Consider the following 14,335-nt stretch of genomic DNA (forward strand, 5'->3'; position numbering starts at 1 on the left):
AACCACCATTGGTTCGGCTTGGTTTGGCTAACGGATTGGATTGCATATCCTTTGGAGCACCGAATCAAGCCTCGCCCGAACTTCATTGCAGCGTTTTGTACTCCGTCGGCGAGATGCCCACGTACTTTCTGAACTGTTTGTAAAAATAGCCCGTCTCCCAGTAACCGACGCTGCGCGAAATGTCCTGCACTTTGTGGCTCGTCGTGCGCAGCTTTTCTTTGGCACGTTCGATCCGGTATTTGTTGAGGTAGTCGGTGAACGTCTCGCCCGTTTCTTTGTGGAACAGCTGCCCGAGGTAGACGGGATGCACGTGATACTGCGAGCCGAGCATTTTGAGCGACAGCTCTTCGCCGTAATGGGCGGCGACATGGCCGAGCACCTGCTGCACGACCGGACTGCGCGTATCCCGGTTCAGCATGCCGACCGTTTCTTCGGCCGCCCGACGAACCGCTTCGACCAGTTCTTCCATATGCGTGGCGGTGCGAATGCGTTCCAGCACCTGCAGAAACGGCTCGCCGTCGTCCTCGCGCTTGACTTCGCGCAGCACGGCGCGAAAATCGGCGCAGACGCCGAGCGCGATATCCTGCAGCTCTTCCGGCGTCATGCCTTCGGCTTTGCTGATCGCGGCCATGTCTTCGCCGATCCGCTTCGTCAGCCCTTCGCGGTCGCGGGCCAGCACGAGGCGCCCGTACTCGCGCCCGAGATCGGCGCGCAGCGTGCCGGACACGTCCGCCGCCGAAGACGCGTCGGCCGGCGGCGCGTAGCGGAACAGTCGCCGCTCCGGGTCGACCAGCGCATATTCCAGCGCTTTCTTCGCTTCGCTCCGGCTGACCGGGCCGTGCTGCGGCAGCGGTCCCGCGCTGCCGATACCGATCCGCAGCCCGTCTTCGCGCAGCCGCTCCTCCAGCCTGCGGGCGATGCCCGTCAGCTTCTCTTCGTCTTCGTGCGCGGCAAGCGTCACGACGACGGCCGCGTCGCCGTCCATATCGCGGAACACGATGCAGTCCGCTTCGCCCTGCAGCGCTTCTTCGGCCCGCCGAGGCAGCTCTTCGCTGTGGTCGGCCGAGCGCAGAATCAGCACGCCGAGAGACGTATGGCCGAAATGGAGGCCGAGCAGGCCGGCCCGTTCGTCGAACTCGGCCTGCGAGATCTGGTCCGTCAGCCAGCGGTGCAGCACGTTGTCGCGGATGATCCGCGCTCCGAACACGCCGAAGCGTTCTTCGCGCTCGGCCCGGCGCAGCTTCTCGGTCACGTTGGCGAGCGTCGCTTCCAGTTCCTCCACGTTGATCGGCTTGAGCAGGTAGTTCTCGATCCCGAGCCGCATGCCTTCCTTGAGGTAATCGAATTCGTTGAAGCCGCTGAGCACGATGACTTTCAGTTCCGGCCGGAATTCCCGGACGCGGCGAATCAGCTCAAGTCCGGTCATCTCCGGCATGGAGATGTCGGTCAGCAGCAGATCCGCCGGCGTATCGCGCAGCGCTTCCAGCGCTTCGCGGCCGTTAAGCGCGCTGCCGACGACTTCCAGGCCGAACGAAGCCCAGTCGATAATGTCCATCAGACCTTCGATAATAAACGGTTCGTCATCCACCAGAAACACTTTGTACATGCCGTTCCCCCTCTTCCGAATCCGGATACCGGATTTCTACCGACGTGCCCTGTCCCTCGCCCGCGCTGTGCACGGCAATGCCGTATTCCGGCCCGTACAGCAGACGCAGCCGTTCGTGGACGCTGCGCAGGCCGAATCCGCCTTCTCCTTCGCGCTCTTCGCCGCTTCGCAGCAGCCCGGCCTGCAGGTCGGCCATCTTCTCCGTCGGGATGCCTCTTCCGTTATCCCTGACCCGCACCGCGATATCGCGTTCTTCCCGATGCGCGAAGATGACGATCCGGTTGTCTTCGTCCCGGCTGCGAATGCCGTGCACGATATAGTTTTCGACGATCGGCTGCACCGACAGCCGGGGCACTTCGGCGTCGAGCAGGTCCGGATCGGCCTGGATATCGTAAGCGAGCCGGTCTTTGTAGCGGATACGGAACAGCTCCAGATACAGCCGGCACGCTTCCAGTTCGTCTTTTAGCGTATGTCTTTCTTTTTGCCGCACGAAACTTTTGAACAGCATCGACAGACTGTAGATCATCTCCCCGACGTCTTTGGCTCCCTGCGACACGGCGCGCATCCGGATCACTTCAAGCGTATTGTACAGAAAATGCGGGTTCACCCTCGCCTGCAGCGCCGCAAGTTCGGTATGTTTTTGCTTGATGTCCGCTTTGTACACCCGGTCGATGTATTGATTCAGCTCGTCCAGCATGTCGTCGAAGCTGCTCGCGATCTGGCCCAGCTCGTCTTCTTTCGTATCCTGCAGCCGCGTCTTCAGATCGCCGCGCTTGACCCGCTGGGTCAGCCGGATGATCCGGTTCGTGCGTTTGGCAAAATTGAAAATGAACAGCGACGGCACCAAAATGGCGAACAGGATGCACACCGCTCCGATCGTCACGATCGTGCGCCGAAGATTGCGATAGGACTGCGCCGCTTCCGCTTCGCTCATGATGCCCGCGACGGTATAGCCGCCCGACGTTGACGCCAGCTTGTTGAAGTACAGGCCGTTCTCCGGCGCCGGTCCCGACGAGTTGACGTCGTATACCGATTCCAGCCGCTCCGCATACGGAAACCGTTCTCCGTAAAAGCGGCCCGACGTATCGAACAGCACGCGGCCGTCCGCGGACAAGACGAAAATGTTTCCTTTGAACTCTTTTTCATAAGCGGTCAGCGCATTCCACAGCCGGCTCGAATCGAACCAGACGCTCAGCTGCCCCAGATTTTTGAGGCTCTGCTTGTCGTTGACCGGCACCGAGACCGAATACATCGCTTCCCCGACACCTCCGAGCGCCCGGCTGACCCACGCGTTGGGCTCCGACACGTTCGTGTTCTCCAGCGCCATCGCGTCGGGGACGTACGACTGCGAAGCATTGACCGGTACCACCCGGAATTCCCCGTCGGGATGGTACGCGTACAGCGCCTGCTGTTCGCTGCTGTACAGCGCAAGCGTGCGAATATCCGGCCGCGTCTCCAGCACGTTGTCCAGATGGGCTTTGGCGCTTGCCGAATCGATGCCCGTCTGGCTGTACCGGTCGAGCCGGTAGCGCACGTAATCCGAATACGGATGAATTAAAAAGTAGGACAGGTCAAGCGACAGCGCGTCGTCCCGGTAAATGTCCGGCATGATCGAATTCGCTTCGCCGACGCGCAGCCCGATATACCGGTCGATCGCCGACATTGCCGCTTTCTGGTTGTCCAGCTCCCGCCGCACCGCCGACTGCGACATCGAGACGAACATGAAATATGAGAAAGCGATAATCGTCACGATCGTAATGAAGGAGAAGAGCAGAATGGTTTTGGTAAACAAATTATTTTTGACCGTTCTGCGGTAAAAGCCCAGAATATCCATGCTCGACTCCTTCCTGCTGCCTTTTTTTCGATATTTTCGCATTGTCCGGGCCGACTGTCCACTCGTACCGGACATGAATCTTCCATCGGCATTCGGCTCCATGTTGTTACCTTAGATGATGAAAGCCTTTACATGAAGAGGCAAAAATAAAGATCCCCTGCTTCAAATTAAAGAAGCGGCCGCTTAAGCTACAAAACGGCCGCTTCAAAGTATCTTATTTTGATTTTTAAAACGAGTATGGTTGTATTCTATTGAATTTTCAGTTTTCTTTCCAAGACGGTTACATTGTTATAAGACTCTTTTTCTCTTCTGTATTGTTGAAAAAAAGTTTCTTCAAACCCTAAAATTTTAGAAAGCAACAGGTCATCAAACAAAGTGAAATCAATTAGTTCTTCTACCGAAGCAAGTTTTTGTTCGAAAATGTACCGTATGGAACTTAGAACTTTTCCGGGTCGAACCAATTTCAATTCGTGATCCAACGGTTCATGTACGGTATAATTCATTCGATTCATGGAGGCGTAAAAATAACGCTGTTGATCATAAGTCATTTTATTTAGCCTATAAGCATGATTCGCCATGGCTTGTATGGAAACTTGCCATTTTTGTTTTAATTCCAAGTAGGAATTCGGATTGGATATTTTGCGCACAGTATCTAAATCTTTCTCAAATTCTATTGGAGGCATCAAGAAAAAAGCAGCAAAATCGTTCGCTTCGCGCTCGATGATTTGATGTTCCGATTTAGTTAGTTCACTCATATCCATTTGGTTATGCAGCAGCAAATGCCCCAATTCATGTGCCAAATCAAAGTTTCTTCGAACAGCCGATTTTTTTTGATTTCCCAACATGATGATCGGTCGTTGTTGGTCGCTCCATATGCTATACGCACCGATTTCACTACCCAAAGATTTTTCAAAAATAAAGGCTCCGTTTTTCTCAAGAATAAACAGCAAGCGGTTATTTTGATTGTTCATATTCAGGCATTCTCTAACATAAAGCGCTAAATGTTGTATAATATCTGATCTTTCCAATTTTTTTTCGTTTTGAATAATGAAATGGATTGAATAATCCCGAATCTCCAAAAGTTTATTCTCGGGATAAACGATATATTTTTCGAAAAGATCAAGCAATCCCTCTATATGCTCCAAATGAGCTGCTTCGTACTTGGTGCGACTCACACTATTGATTTCTTTGGATCGATAGGCGATCAGGCTTGGATTGACGACTTTCTTGACTGATCTCGAATCATAAAAATATTTGGTTTTAACCTGGAATATATCTTTCATTTTGTTCACGACTTCTAATTTGGGCCCATTATAATTGTTCTCGTATTGCCATACGGATTGCTCGGTTACGTCAAGAATTTGGGCCAAGTCGCTTCGGGAATATCCATACAACAAACGAATATCCTTCAGTTTTTCTCCAATAAACATAGATAGCAGCCCTCTTTCTGAAACAATGAATCGTGATTTCTATGCGTTTTCTTCCGCTTTTTTCGAAACGATCGAATAGCCGTACTCTTCAACTTCACCGGAATACTCGGCCTCGGGCATACTGGAAAGTGCACCGATTGCTTCAACATCCATTTCTATTCCGGTTTTCCCAAGATGGGGAGACAAATCGTCGATTAAAACCATTTCCACTCGGTTTCCTTCTTTGAATTCAGGCATCCAAAGGGAAACGTTGGACAGCATACGACTCTTGGGTTCAATCTCATAAGTCGCGATATAAAATCGATCGAATTCGGAAAGCTTTGCTTGTTTTTGAACTTCTTTTAATGAGCTTTGGATAATCTCATCAAACTTCATGACCCCTTGAAGTTCCGGTTTGAGTTCTTCGAAATTTATTTTAGAATTAATTTGGGAGAGCTCGATCAAATAGTTGTCCGGATTTTTAACGTCCAATTCGGGCAATTTTTTGGAACTTTTGAGAATCGTTGCGTTTTTGATCAGCAGGAGAGATTTCGAATCGGGAATGGAAAATTGCAGATAAGACCACGTATATCCAGCTTTGTCATCTCGAAAATCAGCACCCAATTTCTCAAGTTCCCTAGATACTTGATCATCGATGTGATTCCCTTTTACCCAAGCATAAGCCGCACTTACGCGCATGCTTTGACGCTTCTCGCTTCTTTCAAGAGCATACGTATTGTAACCACTCTCTATGCCCCGAACCAGATGCCTATTCAATTCTTCTCCCAAAACGTATCCCATATCCGAATCCCCCCTGATCGTTTTATCCTAAGGGGATCTTACAATAAAATCGCTTTTTTTTAAAGTAAATTTGCAAAAAGGTCGTTTTTATTAAAGAAATCGTCAAACGGACGCCATCTCCAACACGACCGGGCAATGATCGCTTCCGAGCCTCTCGGAGTCGATACGCGCGTCGGTCAGTCTCGGCGCCAGGCGCTCGGACACGAGGAAATAATCGATGCGCCAGCCGATGTTGCGCTCGCGTACCTTCATCATATAAGACCACCAGCTGTAGGCGCCTGCGCGGTCCGGGTAAAAGTACCGGAACGTGTCGATGAAACCGGCGTCCAGCAGCTCGGTCATTTTGCCGCGTTCTTCGTCCGTAAAGCCGGAGTTGCCGATATTCGGGCGGGCGTTCTTCAGGTCGATCTCCTGGTGCGCCACGTTGAGATCGCCGCAGACGATGACCGGCTTGGCGGCGTCCAGCCGTGTCACGTAATCGCGGAAGCGGTCTTCCCATTCCAGCCGGTACGGCAGACGGGTCAGATCGCGCTTGGCGTTCGGCGTATAGACGTTCACGAGGTAAAAGGAATCGTATTCCAGCGTCAGGATCCGGCCTTCGTCTTCCGAATCACTCTCCATTCCGTACCGGACGGACAGCGGACGGACTTTGGTGAATACCGCCGTGCCGGAATACCCTTTCTTGACCGCGTAATTCCAATATTGATGATACTCGCGGGTAGGCTCAATCCGGATCTGCCCTTCCTGCAGCTTCGTCTCCTGCACGCAGAAAATGTCGGCATCCTGCCGTTCGAAATATTCGTTGAACCCTTTGGTGACTGCGGCCCGCAGGCCGTTAACGTTCCAGGAAATCAATTTCACGGTGCATGTCTCCTTAACCGGCAATAAGCTGTCGGGCGGATCCTTCCCGCCTCCGACAGCCAGTGTACCACATTTCCGCTCCCATGGGATTCGGGCGCGGCGCCAGGCACGCTGCGAAGAACGGCGCGATCAGCGTCCGCCGCCGGAAGACCCCGCGCCTCGCGCCGGCGATCCGGTCGGCCGGTACGGCTGCACAAACGCCGATTCCGCCATACGCAGGCCGGGCTCGAACGGCTCCCAGTCGTACGGCCTTTTCGGCAGTCCGTCGTAGAGCCCGGCGAATTCCGCCGGGCTCACGGCGCCGAGATTGAGATCCGTCACCAACACCGGGATGCCCGCCGTATGGAAGCGCCGCAAAATCTCGTCCAGCAGATCCCGGTCTTCCATGCGCCGAAAAGGCGACGTCTTCGTATAGCGAAGACCGTCGTCTTCGTGCTTGAGCACGATTTGAAACCCGGTACAATACGAATAGCCCGACAGCTCGCCCGGATCGGGCTGCCTTCTTCCGCTGGCCGCGATCAGCGCTTCGCGGATACGCCCGCCGGAAATCCAGTCGTCCAACAGCTCGTCGGGCAGCAGCCACTCGCTGTCCCCGGACGCCTCGGCGCCCGCGGCCGCTTCCTCGGCGGACTTGCGCGGCAGCAGCGCCGCGCCGGCCGTCAAAGCGGCGATCGCCGCCAACACACACGCCGGCATCCACAGCTGCCGCAGCCCGCAACAGACGGCGGCCGCGGCCAGAATCACCGAAGCGGCCGCGCAGATCCGCATTCCGGCGGACGCAGCCGTCCGCCCGCTGCCCGGAGAAGAATGCGGTGCTTCGCCCGCGCGAGGTCCGTCCGATCCGCTGCCCTGCCCGCCGCGCTTCGCCTGCCCGTTATGTTTCGCCTGCCCGTTATGCTTTTCATTTTCGTTATGTTGGCCCTGCCCGTTACGTTCCGATTGTCCGTTTCCGTTTCCGTTTCGCTCGATCCCGATCCCTCCCCGCCTGTTCCTCTGCCTTTTTACCCAACGCCCTGATTGTACCGGTTTTGGACGCGGGGCGAAACAGGCAAAATCGATCGAACAAGCGTTCCGCAAGCGATTGACGCAGCTCCCGGGGCCATGATATAGTGAACGCAAATCAGGATAAACGGCGCGGGGAAGCACCCTGCGGACAAGGTTTTTGAACCTTTCCGCAGGGTGCTTTTTTTGCGTTTTCGCCTGTTTAATCCGCCTATACGAGGAGCTGATTGCCCATGTTCGTTCGTCTGTCCGCCCGTTTCGAATGCCGCCTGCCCGTCCGTCTGTTCGCCCCGCTGCTTGTGCTCGGCCTGCTGCTGCTTGCGCTTGCCGCGCCGCCCGAACGCGCCTTCGCTTCAAGCCCCGACACCGCCTGGGCTGCGGCATTGTCCGCTCTCGATACGGCCTACGACGGGTATACGGCGCTTGAGACCGTCAACAAGCTGGAGAAAATGGAGATCCAATCGCTGCGCAAAGACAGCGCAAGCCGGCTTAAGATCGTCCACGACGCGATCCGGCGAATCGGCCGATCCGACGCCGACCGGCTGCAAGCCCGGATCGCCGCGCTCAAGTCCAGACATGCCCCGCTGCTCGAACAGTACCGCGAACTGGGCCGGCAGGCCGCCGAAGCCCGCAAAAGCAAAAACAAAAAGCGGATCGACCTGCTCGACCTGAAGCGCAACAACCTCAAACCTTCCGTGCAGACCGCCCGGCTGGAGATCCAGACGGCCCAGCAGGAGTTGGCTGCCGCCAAGAAGCAGGCCGCGGCCAAAGCCAAACTTGTCAGGGACGCGCTTGCGCCTGCCGCCGCGTGCAAGAAGCAGGTGACGGCCGAGAACAAGTCGATCGCCGCTTTTAACAAGACGCGGGCAGCCGCCTACAAACGGTATCGCTCCGCCGTCAAGCAGGGCAGCGCCATGACCGCGGCGGCGGAGTTGACGCTGATGTACGACCAGCTCGGCCGGATTCACGCTTCCCAGCAGCGCATCCTCGGCTGGGAAAAACAAATCGCCGCCGCGATCCGGATCGCGGCGGCGAAGCTTCCTTTATGATTCGGGCGAGAACATCGGGAGCGGTGATCCGGGGCGTGCTGCGTGCTTGATTGAGCTTGATTTAGAACGAAGCTTTCGCCACGTGCACGGCAGCCTGCTGGATCTGGGCTTTGCTCAGCGTACCCTTTTCGGAGAAGATCGTCACGAAGCGATCGCCCAGCGGGAACGTCAGCATATCCGTTCCGGCAGGCTTGTACCAGTTCCCTTTGACGCCGTTGGACAGCGTGACCGGCGTCAAGTCGTAGCCGAACGAATCGTCGCGCGGCGCGATCGACACTTTCATCTTGTCGAACACATACGTCACGGAGTCGCCGCCGGCCGCCACGCTGCGGAAGACGTCGCCTTTGACAGCCTGCATCGGCGCGTACGGCGTTGTGAAGCCGTCGAACGCCGCGAACGCTTTTTTGGCCGCCTGCTTCTGCTCGGCCGTATACGTGACGTTCACGAGACCGGCCGATGCTTGCGGATCCGGCTTGACGACCGGACCCGAACCGCTGCCGGACTTGCCGATCACGACTTTTTGCGCAGACGCATCGTACGTGACCGGCACGTTCAGCGCTTCGCCGAGAGCCCGAACCGGCAAATATGTCGTATCGCGATACACGATAGGATCGAGGCTGTTGCCCGAAGCGTCCTTGGGTGCGTAAGTCTGGCCGTTCACGACGAAGCCGAGGCCGTGATTGAGTTGGGCTTTGATCGTTTCGATATTCGCGGCGGCGTATGCGCCTGCCGAAGCGGAAAGGGTCATGCCGGCTACCATTGCTGCTGCGATCCATTTTTTCGTATTCATATGAAGGGTCCTCCCGGGTTGCAGTCCTGCGGAGCGCTTGTCTCCGCCTCCGGACCGTGTCGATGAATGATGAACTTGCTGCTCTCGATGTGTTCACTATACCGAAGGAATATCTCGAAAAAGCCAATGAATTGTATCCGGGAAGTAAACAATGCGGCAGAGTCGGCAGCCTACCAGTGGACTCTCTTCCGCCCTTTGAAGATCCGAGAACCGCTCTGCGGCGCTCCGTCTGCCGTTATCCGTTTACAGGCTTCTATTCAAATTGCGACATTTTTCGACGATAATAAAGAGTCTGACGAACATTCGGGAGGTGGATCGATCTTGAACACGAACAAACGCAAAATATTCGGGCTCCGCGGCAAGCTTTACCTGATTATTCTGGTGCCGCTTCTGGTTATCGGAATTCTTATTGTCGCAATGAGCCGCTCCGCAGTCGAACAGGCGGCGCTGGCTACCATGCAAAAAGATACGCAGCGGCTCGCCGAGAATACGGCCGCCTGGCTGGGCACGCAATCGGCAGCGATTCAAACCATTTACGAAAAGGGCGAAGACAACGAAGCCTACCGCACGCTCCGGGAAGAGCTCGCCAATCTGCGCAAGCAGTCGGGCGTTCTCTACGTGTATATGATGAACAAAACGGACGCGGGCTGGATTTATACGGTAGACGGCGCCGATTGGGACGACGAGAATTATTCGCCGCTCGGCTCGGAAGTCGTATTCGACGCGGACGTCGGGGGACCGTTGCTGGCCGGCCAAACGGCCAATACCGCTGTCGTACACAACGAGCTGTTCGGCAGTCTGTTCTCCTCGTTCACCCCGATCTTCGATGCCGACGGCAAAGCGATCGGGTATCTCGGGGTCGACGTCTCGGCGAATACGCTGGCCGAGGTCACGTCGATCACGCTGGCCGACGCTTATCGCGTCATCATTCCCGTATTCGCGGGCGTGCTGCTGCTCTCCATGCTGATCATGCTGCTGGTCGTCAACCGCCTGCTCAAGCAGGTATCCGGCATCAAGCGCGGTCTGGAACAAGCGGCCGAAGGCAATCTGGATATCTCGGTGCCCCGCATTACCGCAGACCAGCTCGGCGATATCGCCACGTTGACCGAGCATATGACTTCGCGGGTAGCGGGCATGATCGAACAGATCAAGCAGGGCTCGCAGACGCTCGTGCAATCGGCGGGCCACGTCGAAGCTTCTTCGGGCACGAACCGTATGCAGGCCGAAGAATTGACGCGGGCGATTCGCGAGATCGCTGCCGGGTCGACGCAGCAGGCCGAGCAGACGGAACAAGCTTCCCTGCTGACAGACCGGCTCGGCGGCATGATCGACGAAGTCGGCTCTTATGTCCGGGAGTTCACGGACATGTCCGAACATCTCGGCTCGGTGCAGGGCGAAGTCAGCCGAGAGCATGAAGCGCTGCTGGCGAAGAGCCGCGACAACTCGCGGCGGACGGCCGACCTGACCGCCATGTCGCGCGAGCTCGACGAGAAGTCCAGACTGGCTTCTTCGATCAGCGGACAGCTGAACAATATCGTCAAGCAGACCCAGATTCTGTCGCTCAACGCGACTATCGAAGCTTCCCGGGCCGGCGAAGCCGGCAAAGGCTTCGCTGTCGTCGCCGGCGAAATGGGCAATCTGGCCAGCCAGTCCAAAGACTCCATTCTGGAGATCGAAAAGATCCTGTCGTCTTTCGTCGAGCAGGTCGGACGCATGAACAAGCATTTCGAGACGAACCGAGTAAGCGCGCAGGAACAGGAAGCGCAAATTTCCGGCTGTCTGGAGACGTTCGGAGAAGTGCTGAAAATTTCCGGCCAGGTCGAACATTTGGCGGGCCGGCTCGACGAGCGGACGACCAGCATGCAGGAAGCGCGCCGCGAAGTCGAGCAGCATATGAACGATATCGCCGCAGCTACCGAGCAGACGTCGGCCATGAGCGAAGAAGTGTCGGCCAGCGCCGACGAGCAGCAGCGTTCCGCCGAAGAACTGAGCGGAATCGCACAGCAGCTCGCCGAGCTGTCGAACAATCTGCAATCGGCGGCGGGACAATTCCGGACCCGATCGGTCGATTCGGCCGAACGGACACAGGAACGTACGGCTTAAGCATCTTATAGAGGAAGCCCCGACGCCTGTAGGCATCGGGGCTTTCTCTTTTTTGTCGCGCGGTCAGACGGCATCCTTGCTCGGCCGTACGACCAATTCGTTTACGTCCACGCCCGCCGGCTGCGAGATCGCGTACCGGATCGCTTCGGCAATCGCCTGCGCGGGCAGCGCGATTCGGCGGTATTCCCGCATGGCTGCGCGGGCCTGTTCGTCGGAGATGCTGTCCGCAAGCTCCGATTCGGTCACGCCCGGAGAGACGAGCGTGACCCGGATCTCGCGCCGCGTCTCCATCCGAAGACCTTCGGAGATCGCACGCACCGCATATTTGGTGGCGCAGTAGACCGAAGCGGTGGGCGTAACTTCATAAGCGCCGATCGAAGCGATATTGACAAAATGTCCGCCTCCCTGACGGCGCATGACAGGCAGCGCGGCCGCGATGCCATGCAGCACGCCGCGAATATTGACGTCGATCATGCGGTTCCACTCTTCGATTTTGCCTTCCTCGAGATTGGATAGCGGCATAACGCCGGCATTGTTGACGATCACGTCGATCCGGCCGAACTTTTCTTCCGCAAAGCGCACGAAGCCTTCCATGTCTTCACTCTGCGTGACGTCAAGTTTGCGATATTCGACAGACCCGCCTTCGGCGCGAATTTCCGCCGCCAGCGCTTGCAGACGTTCCTCGCGTCGGGCTCCGAGCACGACTTTGGCTCCGTTTGCGGCCAGCAAACGTGCCGTCGATTCGCCGATCCCGCTGCTTGCCCCCGTAATCAGAACAACTTTTCCTTCTACCTGCTGATTTTGTACAGTTTTCATGAATGATTTCCCCTTTCAGTTCTGCTTTTGTCGATAAAAAATCATGCCGGCATGATATAAAACGTCTTCCCGAAACTCTCCGTCCGCGGTAAACCCGCTGTCGTCCACATAAACGATTCGGCTGCCTTGAATGCGGTAGCTCCCCGTATAGGCACTCCGGCGGCTGCCCCGCGCTTCGTCGTATCTCCCGTTTGGTAGAAGTTCCTGACGGATGCGGCCGTCTTCCGTGACCCACATCCCGACATCATGCAGGGGCTCAGGCACCTCTGGCTTGATCCGGCTTTGATGCATGGCTGTCGCCCTCCCTTCGAATTCCTTCTCATTATGCGGGCCCGGCCTCTTCGGGAGGTAGAACGATCGGCGCAAAAAATTGCCTGTTCCGCGCAAAAGCTTTTATAACTTCCGAAAAGCATTCTATAATGAACCTGAGTCCGGAATGCCGCTTGGCGCAGCAAAAAGACCGGCTTCCGATACCCGGTTCCGGTCTGTTTACTGTTCATTTTCTGTTCGATCACGAGGAGGCTGCTTCATGAACACTTCGATTTCCGACGCTGCCCGCACCCGGGCAGCTCTGGACGAACTTGCCCGGCTGATTGCCCGATTCTCCAACAGCGACGGCATCCATGCCACCGGCTTCCCCGCGCTGTCGATCATTCGGGGCTCGGAAAAGACAGCTCCGCTGCATACGGTCTACGAGCCTTCGATCTGCCTCGTTGCCCAGGGGCGCAAATGGGTCATGCTCGGCGAAGAAACGTACGGCTACGGTCCGTCGGACTATTTCGCCGTGTCGGTCGGCCTGCCGATCTCCGGCCAGGTCGCCGAAGCTTCGCCCGAACAGCCTTACCTGGCCGCCCAACTGCATATTGATCCGCAGCAGGTAGCCGATCTGATGCCGGCCAAACCCGCGGAGCGGGGTTCGTATACGTCCGCAGGGCGCGGACTGTGCGTAAGCCGCGCGGGAACGGATATGCTGGACGCGTTCGTACGGCTGCTTCGGCTGCTGGAGACGCCGCACGACCTGAACGTCCTCGCCCCGATGGCCGCGCGCGAAATCCTGTACCGCGCCCTGCACGATGAACAAAACCATGCTTTGCGGCAGATGCTGCCGGGCGCCGGACGTGCCGCGGCCATTGCCGAAGTCATCCGCCGAATCCGGCAGGCCTACGCCGAGCCGCTGCGGATCGGGGAGCTGGCCGGATTCGCCGGCATGAGCCCTTCTTCGCTGCATCGGTATTTCCGTGAAGTCACGGCCATGAGCCCCCTCCAATTCCAGAAACGCATTCGCCTGCAGGAAGCCCGCAAAATGCTGCTGTCCGAACCGGTTCAGGCCGCCGAAGCGGCTTTTCGCGTAGGATACGAAAGTCCGTCGCAGTTCAACCGGGAATACGTGCGCTTGTTCGGCCTGCCGCCTCTGAGCGATGTCCGCCGGCTTCGTTCGCTGCCGGCGCAAGCTGCGCTTGAGAGCCGCAGCACCTGATCAGGCGTGACGCTGCGCCGAGCTTGAGACCACTTTATGCACATGCAGCATCAAATCGAGCAGTTCGTCCTCGGGCAGCCGGGCATGGCAGCGGCGTTCCAGATCCGCGCGAATCTCGCCGGCGCAGGCGTAACAGTCCGGCATATGCCGGCGGATCAGCCCGCCGAGCGTTCCGTCCGTAGCCGAAGCGCGCGTCTCCGCGCGCAGGGCGCGGCGCACCGAAGTGCGCAGATGTTCCGCGAAGCGCCGGTACGTCAGCACCGACACGTCGGCCGCTCCGATGCCGAAGCGCCGCTCGATCGTCTCGAAAGCATGTTCGAGCACCGCGAACAGCAGGCGCCCTTCTTCGCTTGCTTCAGGGCGTTTGATCCAGTACGACGCTTCCCCGCTGCGCTCTTCCTGCGCAATGACCGTATGTTCGTTAATGATTTGTGTGATTTTCATCGTTTTTCCCTCCTTATTGGGGTCTGTCCGTTCTCTATGGGTCAAGCTTAATATGTGTCATCGATTTCAGGTCAACCGCTTTTTTTCGAATCAAGTCCGAAGCAAGTCCGAAACAGGTTCAAAATCGATGCAAAAAAGCGGCA

Annotated in this window: 13 protein-coding genes; 3 read left to right on the forward strand and 10 right to left on the reverse strand. The window is 56.9% G+C overall.

Translation table 11 applies throughout. The annotated features are described in order from the left end of the window. Positions 1-82: 82 nt before the first annotated feature. The 6 genes from FFV09_RS04575 to FFV09_RS04600 form a co-directional block, all read right to left on the reverse strand. Positions 83-1,606 (reverse strand): response regulator transcription factor, encoded by a 1,524-nt coding sequence (locus tag FFV09_RS04575; protein ID WP_141446582.1) that lies wholly within the window; start codon positions 1,604-1,606, stop codon positions 83-85. Next, the gene (locus FFV09_RS04580) at positions 1,581-3,440 is read right to left on the reverse strand and encodes a sensor histidine kinase (protein WP_141446583.1); all 1,860 of its coding nucleotides are present in this window, start codon (positions 3,438-3,440) and stop codon (positions 1,581-1,583) included. The genes FFV09_RS04575 and FFV09_RS04580 overlap by 26 nt, the downstream gene beginning before the upstream one ends. A gap of 248 nt (positions 3,441-3,688) precedes the next feature. After that, positions 3,689-4,870, reverse strand: a complete 1,182-nt coding sequence (locus FFV09_RS04585) for a spr1629 family repressor/antitoxin (protein WP_141446584.1) — start codon at positions 4,868-4,870, stop codon at positions 3,689-3,691. Between the two features lie 39 nt (positions 4,871-4,909). Further along, positions 4,910-5,650, reverse strand: coding sequence for a spr1630 family ClpXP-sensitive toxin (locus FFV09_RS04590; protein ID WP_141446585.1), 741 nt, complete (start codon positions 5,648-5,650; stop codon positions 4,910-4,912). 102 nt (positions 5,651-5,752) lie between these two features. After that, complete coding sequence (locus FFV09_RS04595) at positions 5,753-6,511, reverse strand: exodeoxyribonuclease III (protein WP_141446586.1); 759 nt, start codon at positions 6,509-6,511, stop codon at positions 5,753-5,755. A 129-nt stretch (positions 6,512-6,640) separates the two neighbouring features. Beyond that, positions 6,641-7,279, reverse strand: a complete 639-nt coding sequence (locus FFV09_RS04600; protein ID WP_141446587.1) for a hypothetical protein — start codon at positions 7,277-7,279, stop codon at positions 6,641-6,643. A 467-nt stretch (positions 7,280-7,746) separates the two neighbouring features. On the opposite strand from FFV09_RS04600, the gene FFV09_RS04605 reads away from it, so the two are divergent. After that, the gene (locus FFV09_RS04605; RefSeq protein WP_141446588.1) at positions 7,747-8,562 is read left to right on the forward strand and encodes a hypothetical protein; all 816 of its coding nucleotides are present in this window, start codon (positions 7,747-7,749) and stop codon (positions 8,560-8,562) included. Between the two features lie 61 nt (positions 8,563-8,623). Here the strand turns inward: FFV09_RS04605 and FFV09_RS04610 are convergent, their stop codons facing one another. Further along, positions 8,624-9,352 (reverse strand): stalk domain-containing protein, encoded by a 729-nt coding sequence (locus FFV09_RS04610; protein WP_141446589.1) that lies wholly within the window; start codon positions 9,350-9,352, stop codon positions 8,624-8,626. A gap of 321 nt (positions 9,353-9,673) precedes the next feature. On the opposite strand from FFV09_RS04610, the gene FFV09_RS04615 reads away from it, so the two are divergent. Next, entirely contained in the window at positions 9,674-11,455 is a 1,782-nt protein-coding gene (locus FFV09_RS04615; protein ID WP_246098469.1) for a methyl-accepting chemotaxis protein, read from the forward strand. 63 nt (positions 11,456-11,518) lie between these two features. Here FFV09_RS04615 and FFV09_RS04620 read toward each other — a convergent pair whose 3' ends face one another. Both FFV09_RS04620 and FFV09_RS04625 read right to left on the reverse strand, forming a co-directional pair. Further along, the gene (locus FFV09_RS04620; RefSeq protein WP_141446590.1) at positions 11,519-12,271 is read right to left on the reverse strand and encodes an SDR family oxidoreductase; all 753 of its coding nucleotides are present in this window, start codon (positions 12,269-12,271) and stop codon (positions 11,519-11,521) included. Positions 12,272-12,286: 15 nt separating this feature from the next. Continuing rightward, positions 12,287-12,562: an Atu4866 domain-containing protein gene (locus tag FFV09_RS04625; protein ID WP_141446591.1), complete on the reverse strand. Its 276-nt coding sequence runs from the start codon at positions 12,560-12,562 to the stop codon at positions 12,287-12,289. Positions 12,563-12,800: 238 nt separating this feature from the next. On the opposite strand from FFV09_RS04625, the gene FFV09_RS04630 reads away from it, so the two are divergent. Beyond that, on the forward strand, positions 12,801-13,748 hold the full coding sequence (locus tag FFV09_RS04630) for an AraC family transcriptional regulator (protein WP_141446592.1): 948 nt from the start codon (positions 12,801-12,803) through the stop codon (positions 13,746-13,748). On the opposite strand, the gene FFV09_RS04635 is transcribed toward FFV09_RS04630, so the two are convergent. Then, the gene (locus FFV09_RS04635; protein ID WP_141446593.1) at positions 13,749-14,192 is read right to left on the reverse strand and encodes a PRD domain-containing protein; all 444 of its coding nucleotides are present in this window, start codon (positions 14,190-14,192) and stop codon (positions 13,749-13,751) included. Positions 14,193-14,335 lie beyond the last annotated feature (143 nt).

This window comes from Saccharibacillus brassicae (assembly GCF_006542275.1).
GTDB lineage: Bacteria > Bacillota > Bacilli > Paenibacillales > Paenibacillaceae > Saccharibacillus > Saccharibacillus brassicae.

What these genes read in the sequence shown, in the direction of transcription:
- FFV09_RS04585 (WP_141446584.1), bottom strand. Translation starts at nt 4,870, where the DNA reads ATGTTTATTGGAGAAAAACTGAAGGATATTCGTTTGTTGTATGGATAT.
- FFV09_RS04610 (WP_141446589.1), bottom strand. Translation starts at nt 9,352, where the DNA reads ATGAATACGAAAAAATGGATCGCAGCAGCAATGGTAGCCGGCATGACC.
- FFV09_RS04590 (WP_141446585.1), bottom strand. Translation starts at nt 5,650, where the DNA reads ATGGGATACGTTTTGGGAGAAGAATTGAATAGGCATCTGGTTCGGGGC.
- FFV09_RS04620 (WP_141446590.1), bottom strand. Translation starts at nt 12,271, where the DNA reads ATGAAAACTGTACAAAATCAGCAGGTAGAAGGAAAAGTTGTTCTGATT.
- FFV09_RS04630 (WP_141446592.1), top strand. Translation starts at nt 12,801, where the DNA reads ATGAACACTTCGATTTCCGACGCTGCCCGCACCCGGGCAGCTCTGGAC.
- FFV09_RS04600 (WP_141446587.1), bottom strand. Translation starts at nt 7,279, where the DNA reads ATGCGGATCTGCGCGGCCGCTTCGGTGATTCTGGCCGCGGCCGCCGTC.
- FFV09_RS04580 (WP_141446583.1), bottom strand. Translation starts at nt 3,440, where the DNA reads ATGGATATTCTGGGCTTTTACCGCAGAACGGTCAAAAATAATTTGTTT.
- FFV09_RS04575 (WP_141446582.1), bottom strand. Translation starts at nt 1,606, where the DNA reads ATGTACAAAGTGTTTCTGGTGGATGACGAACCGTTTATTATCGAAGGT.
- FFV09_RS04635 (WP_141446593.1), bottom strand. Translation starts at nt 14,192, where the DNA reads ATGAAAATCACACAAATCATTAACGAACATACGGTCATTGCGCAGGAA.
- FFV09_RS04605 (WP_141446588.1), top strand. Translation starts at nt 7,747, where the DNA reads ATGTTCGTTCGTCTGTCCGCCCGTTTCGAATGCCGCCTGCCCGTCCGT.
- FFV09_RS04625 (WP_141446591.1), bottom strand. Translation starts at nt 12,562, where the DNA reads ATGCATCAAAGCCGGATCAAGCCAGAGGTGCCTGAGCCCCTGCATGAT.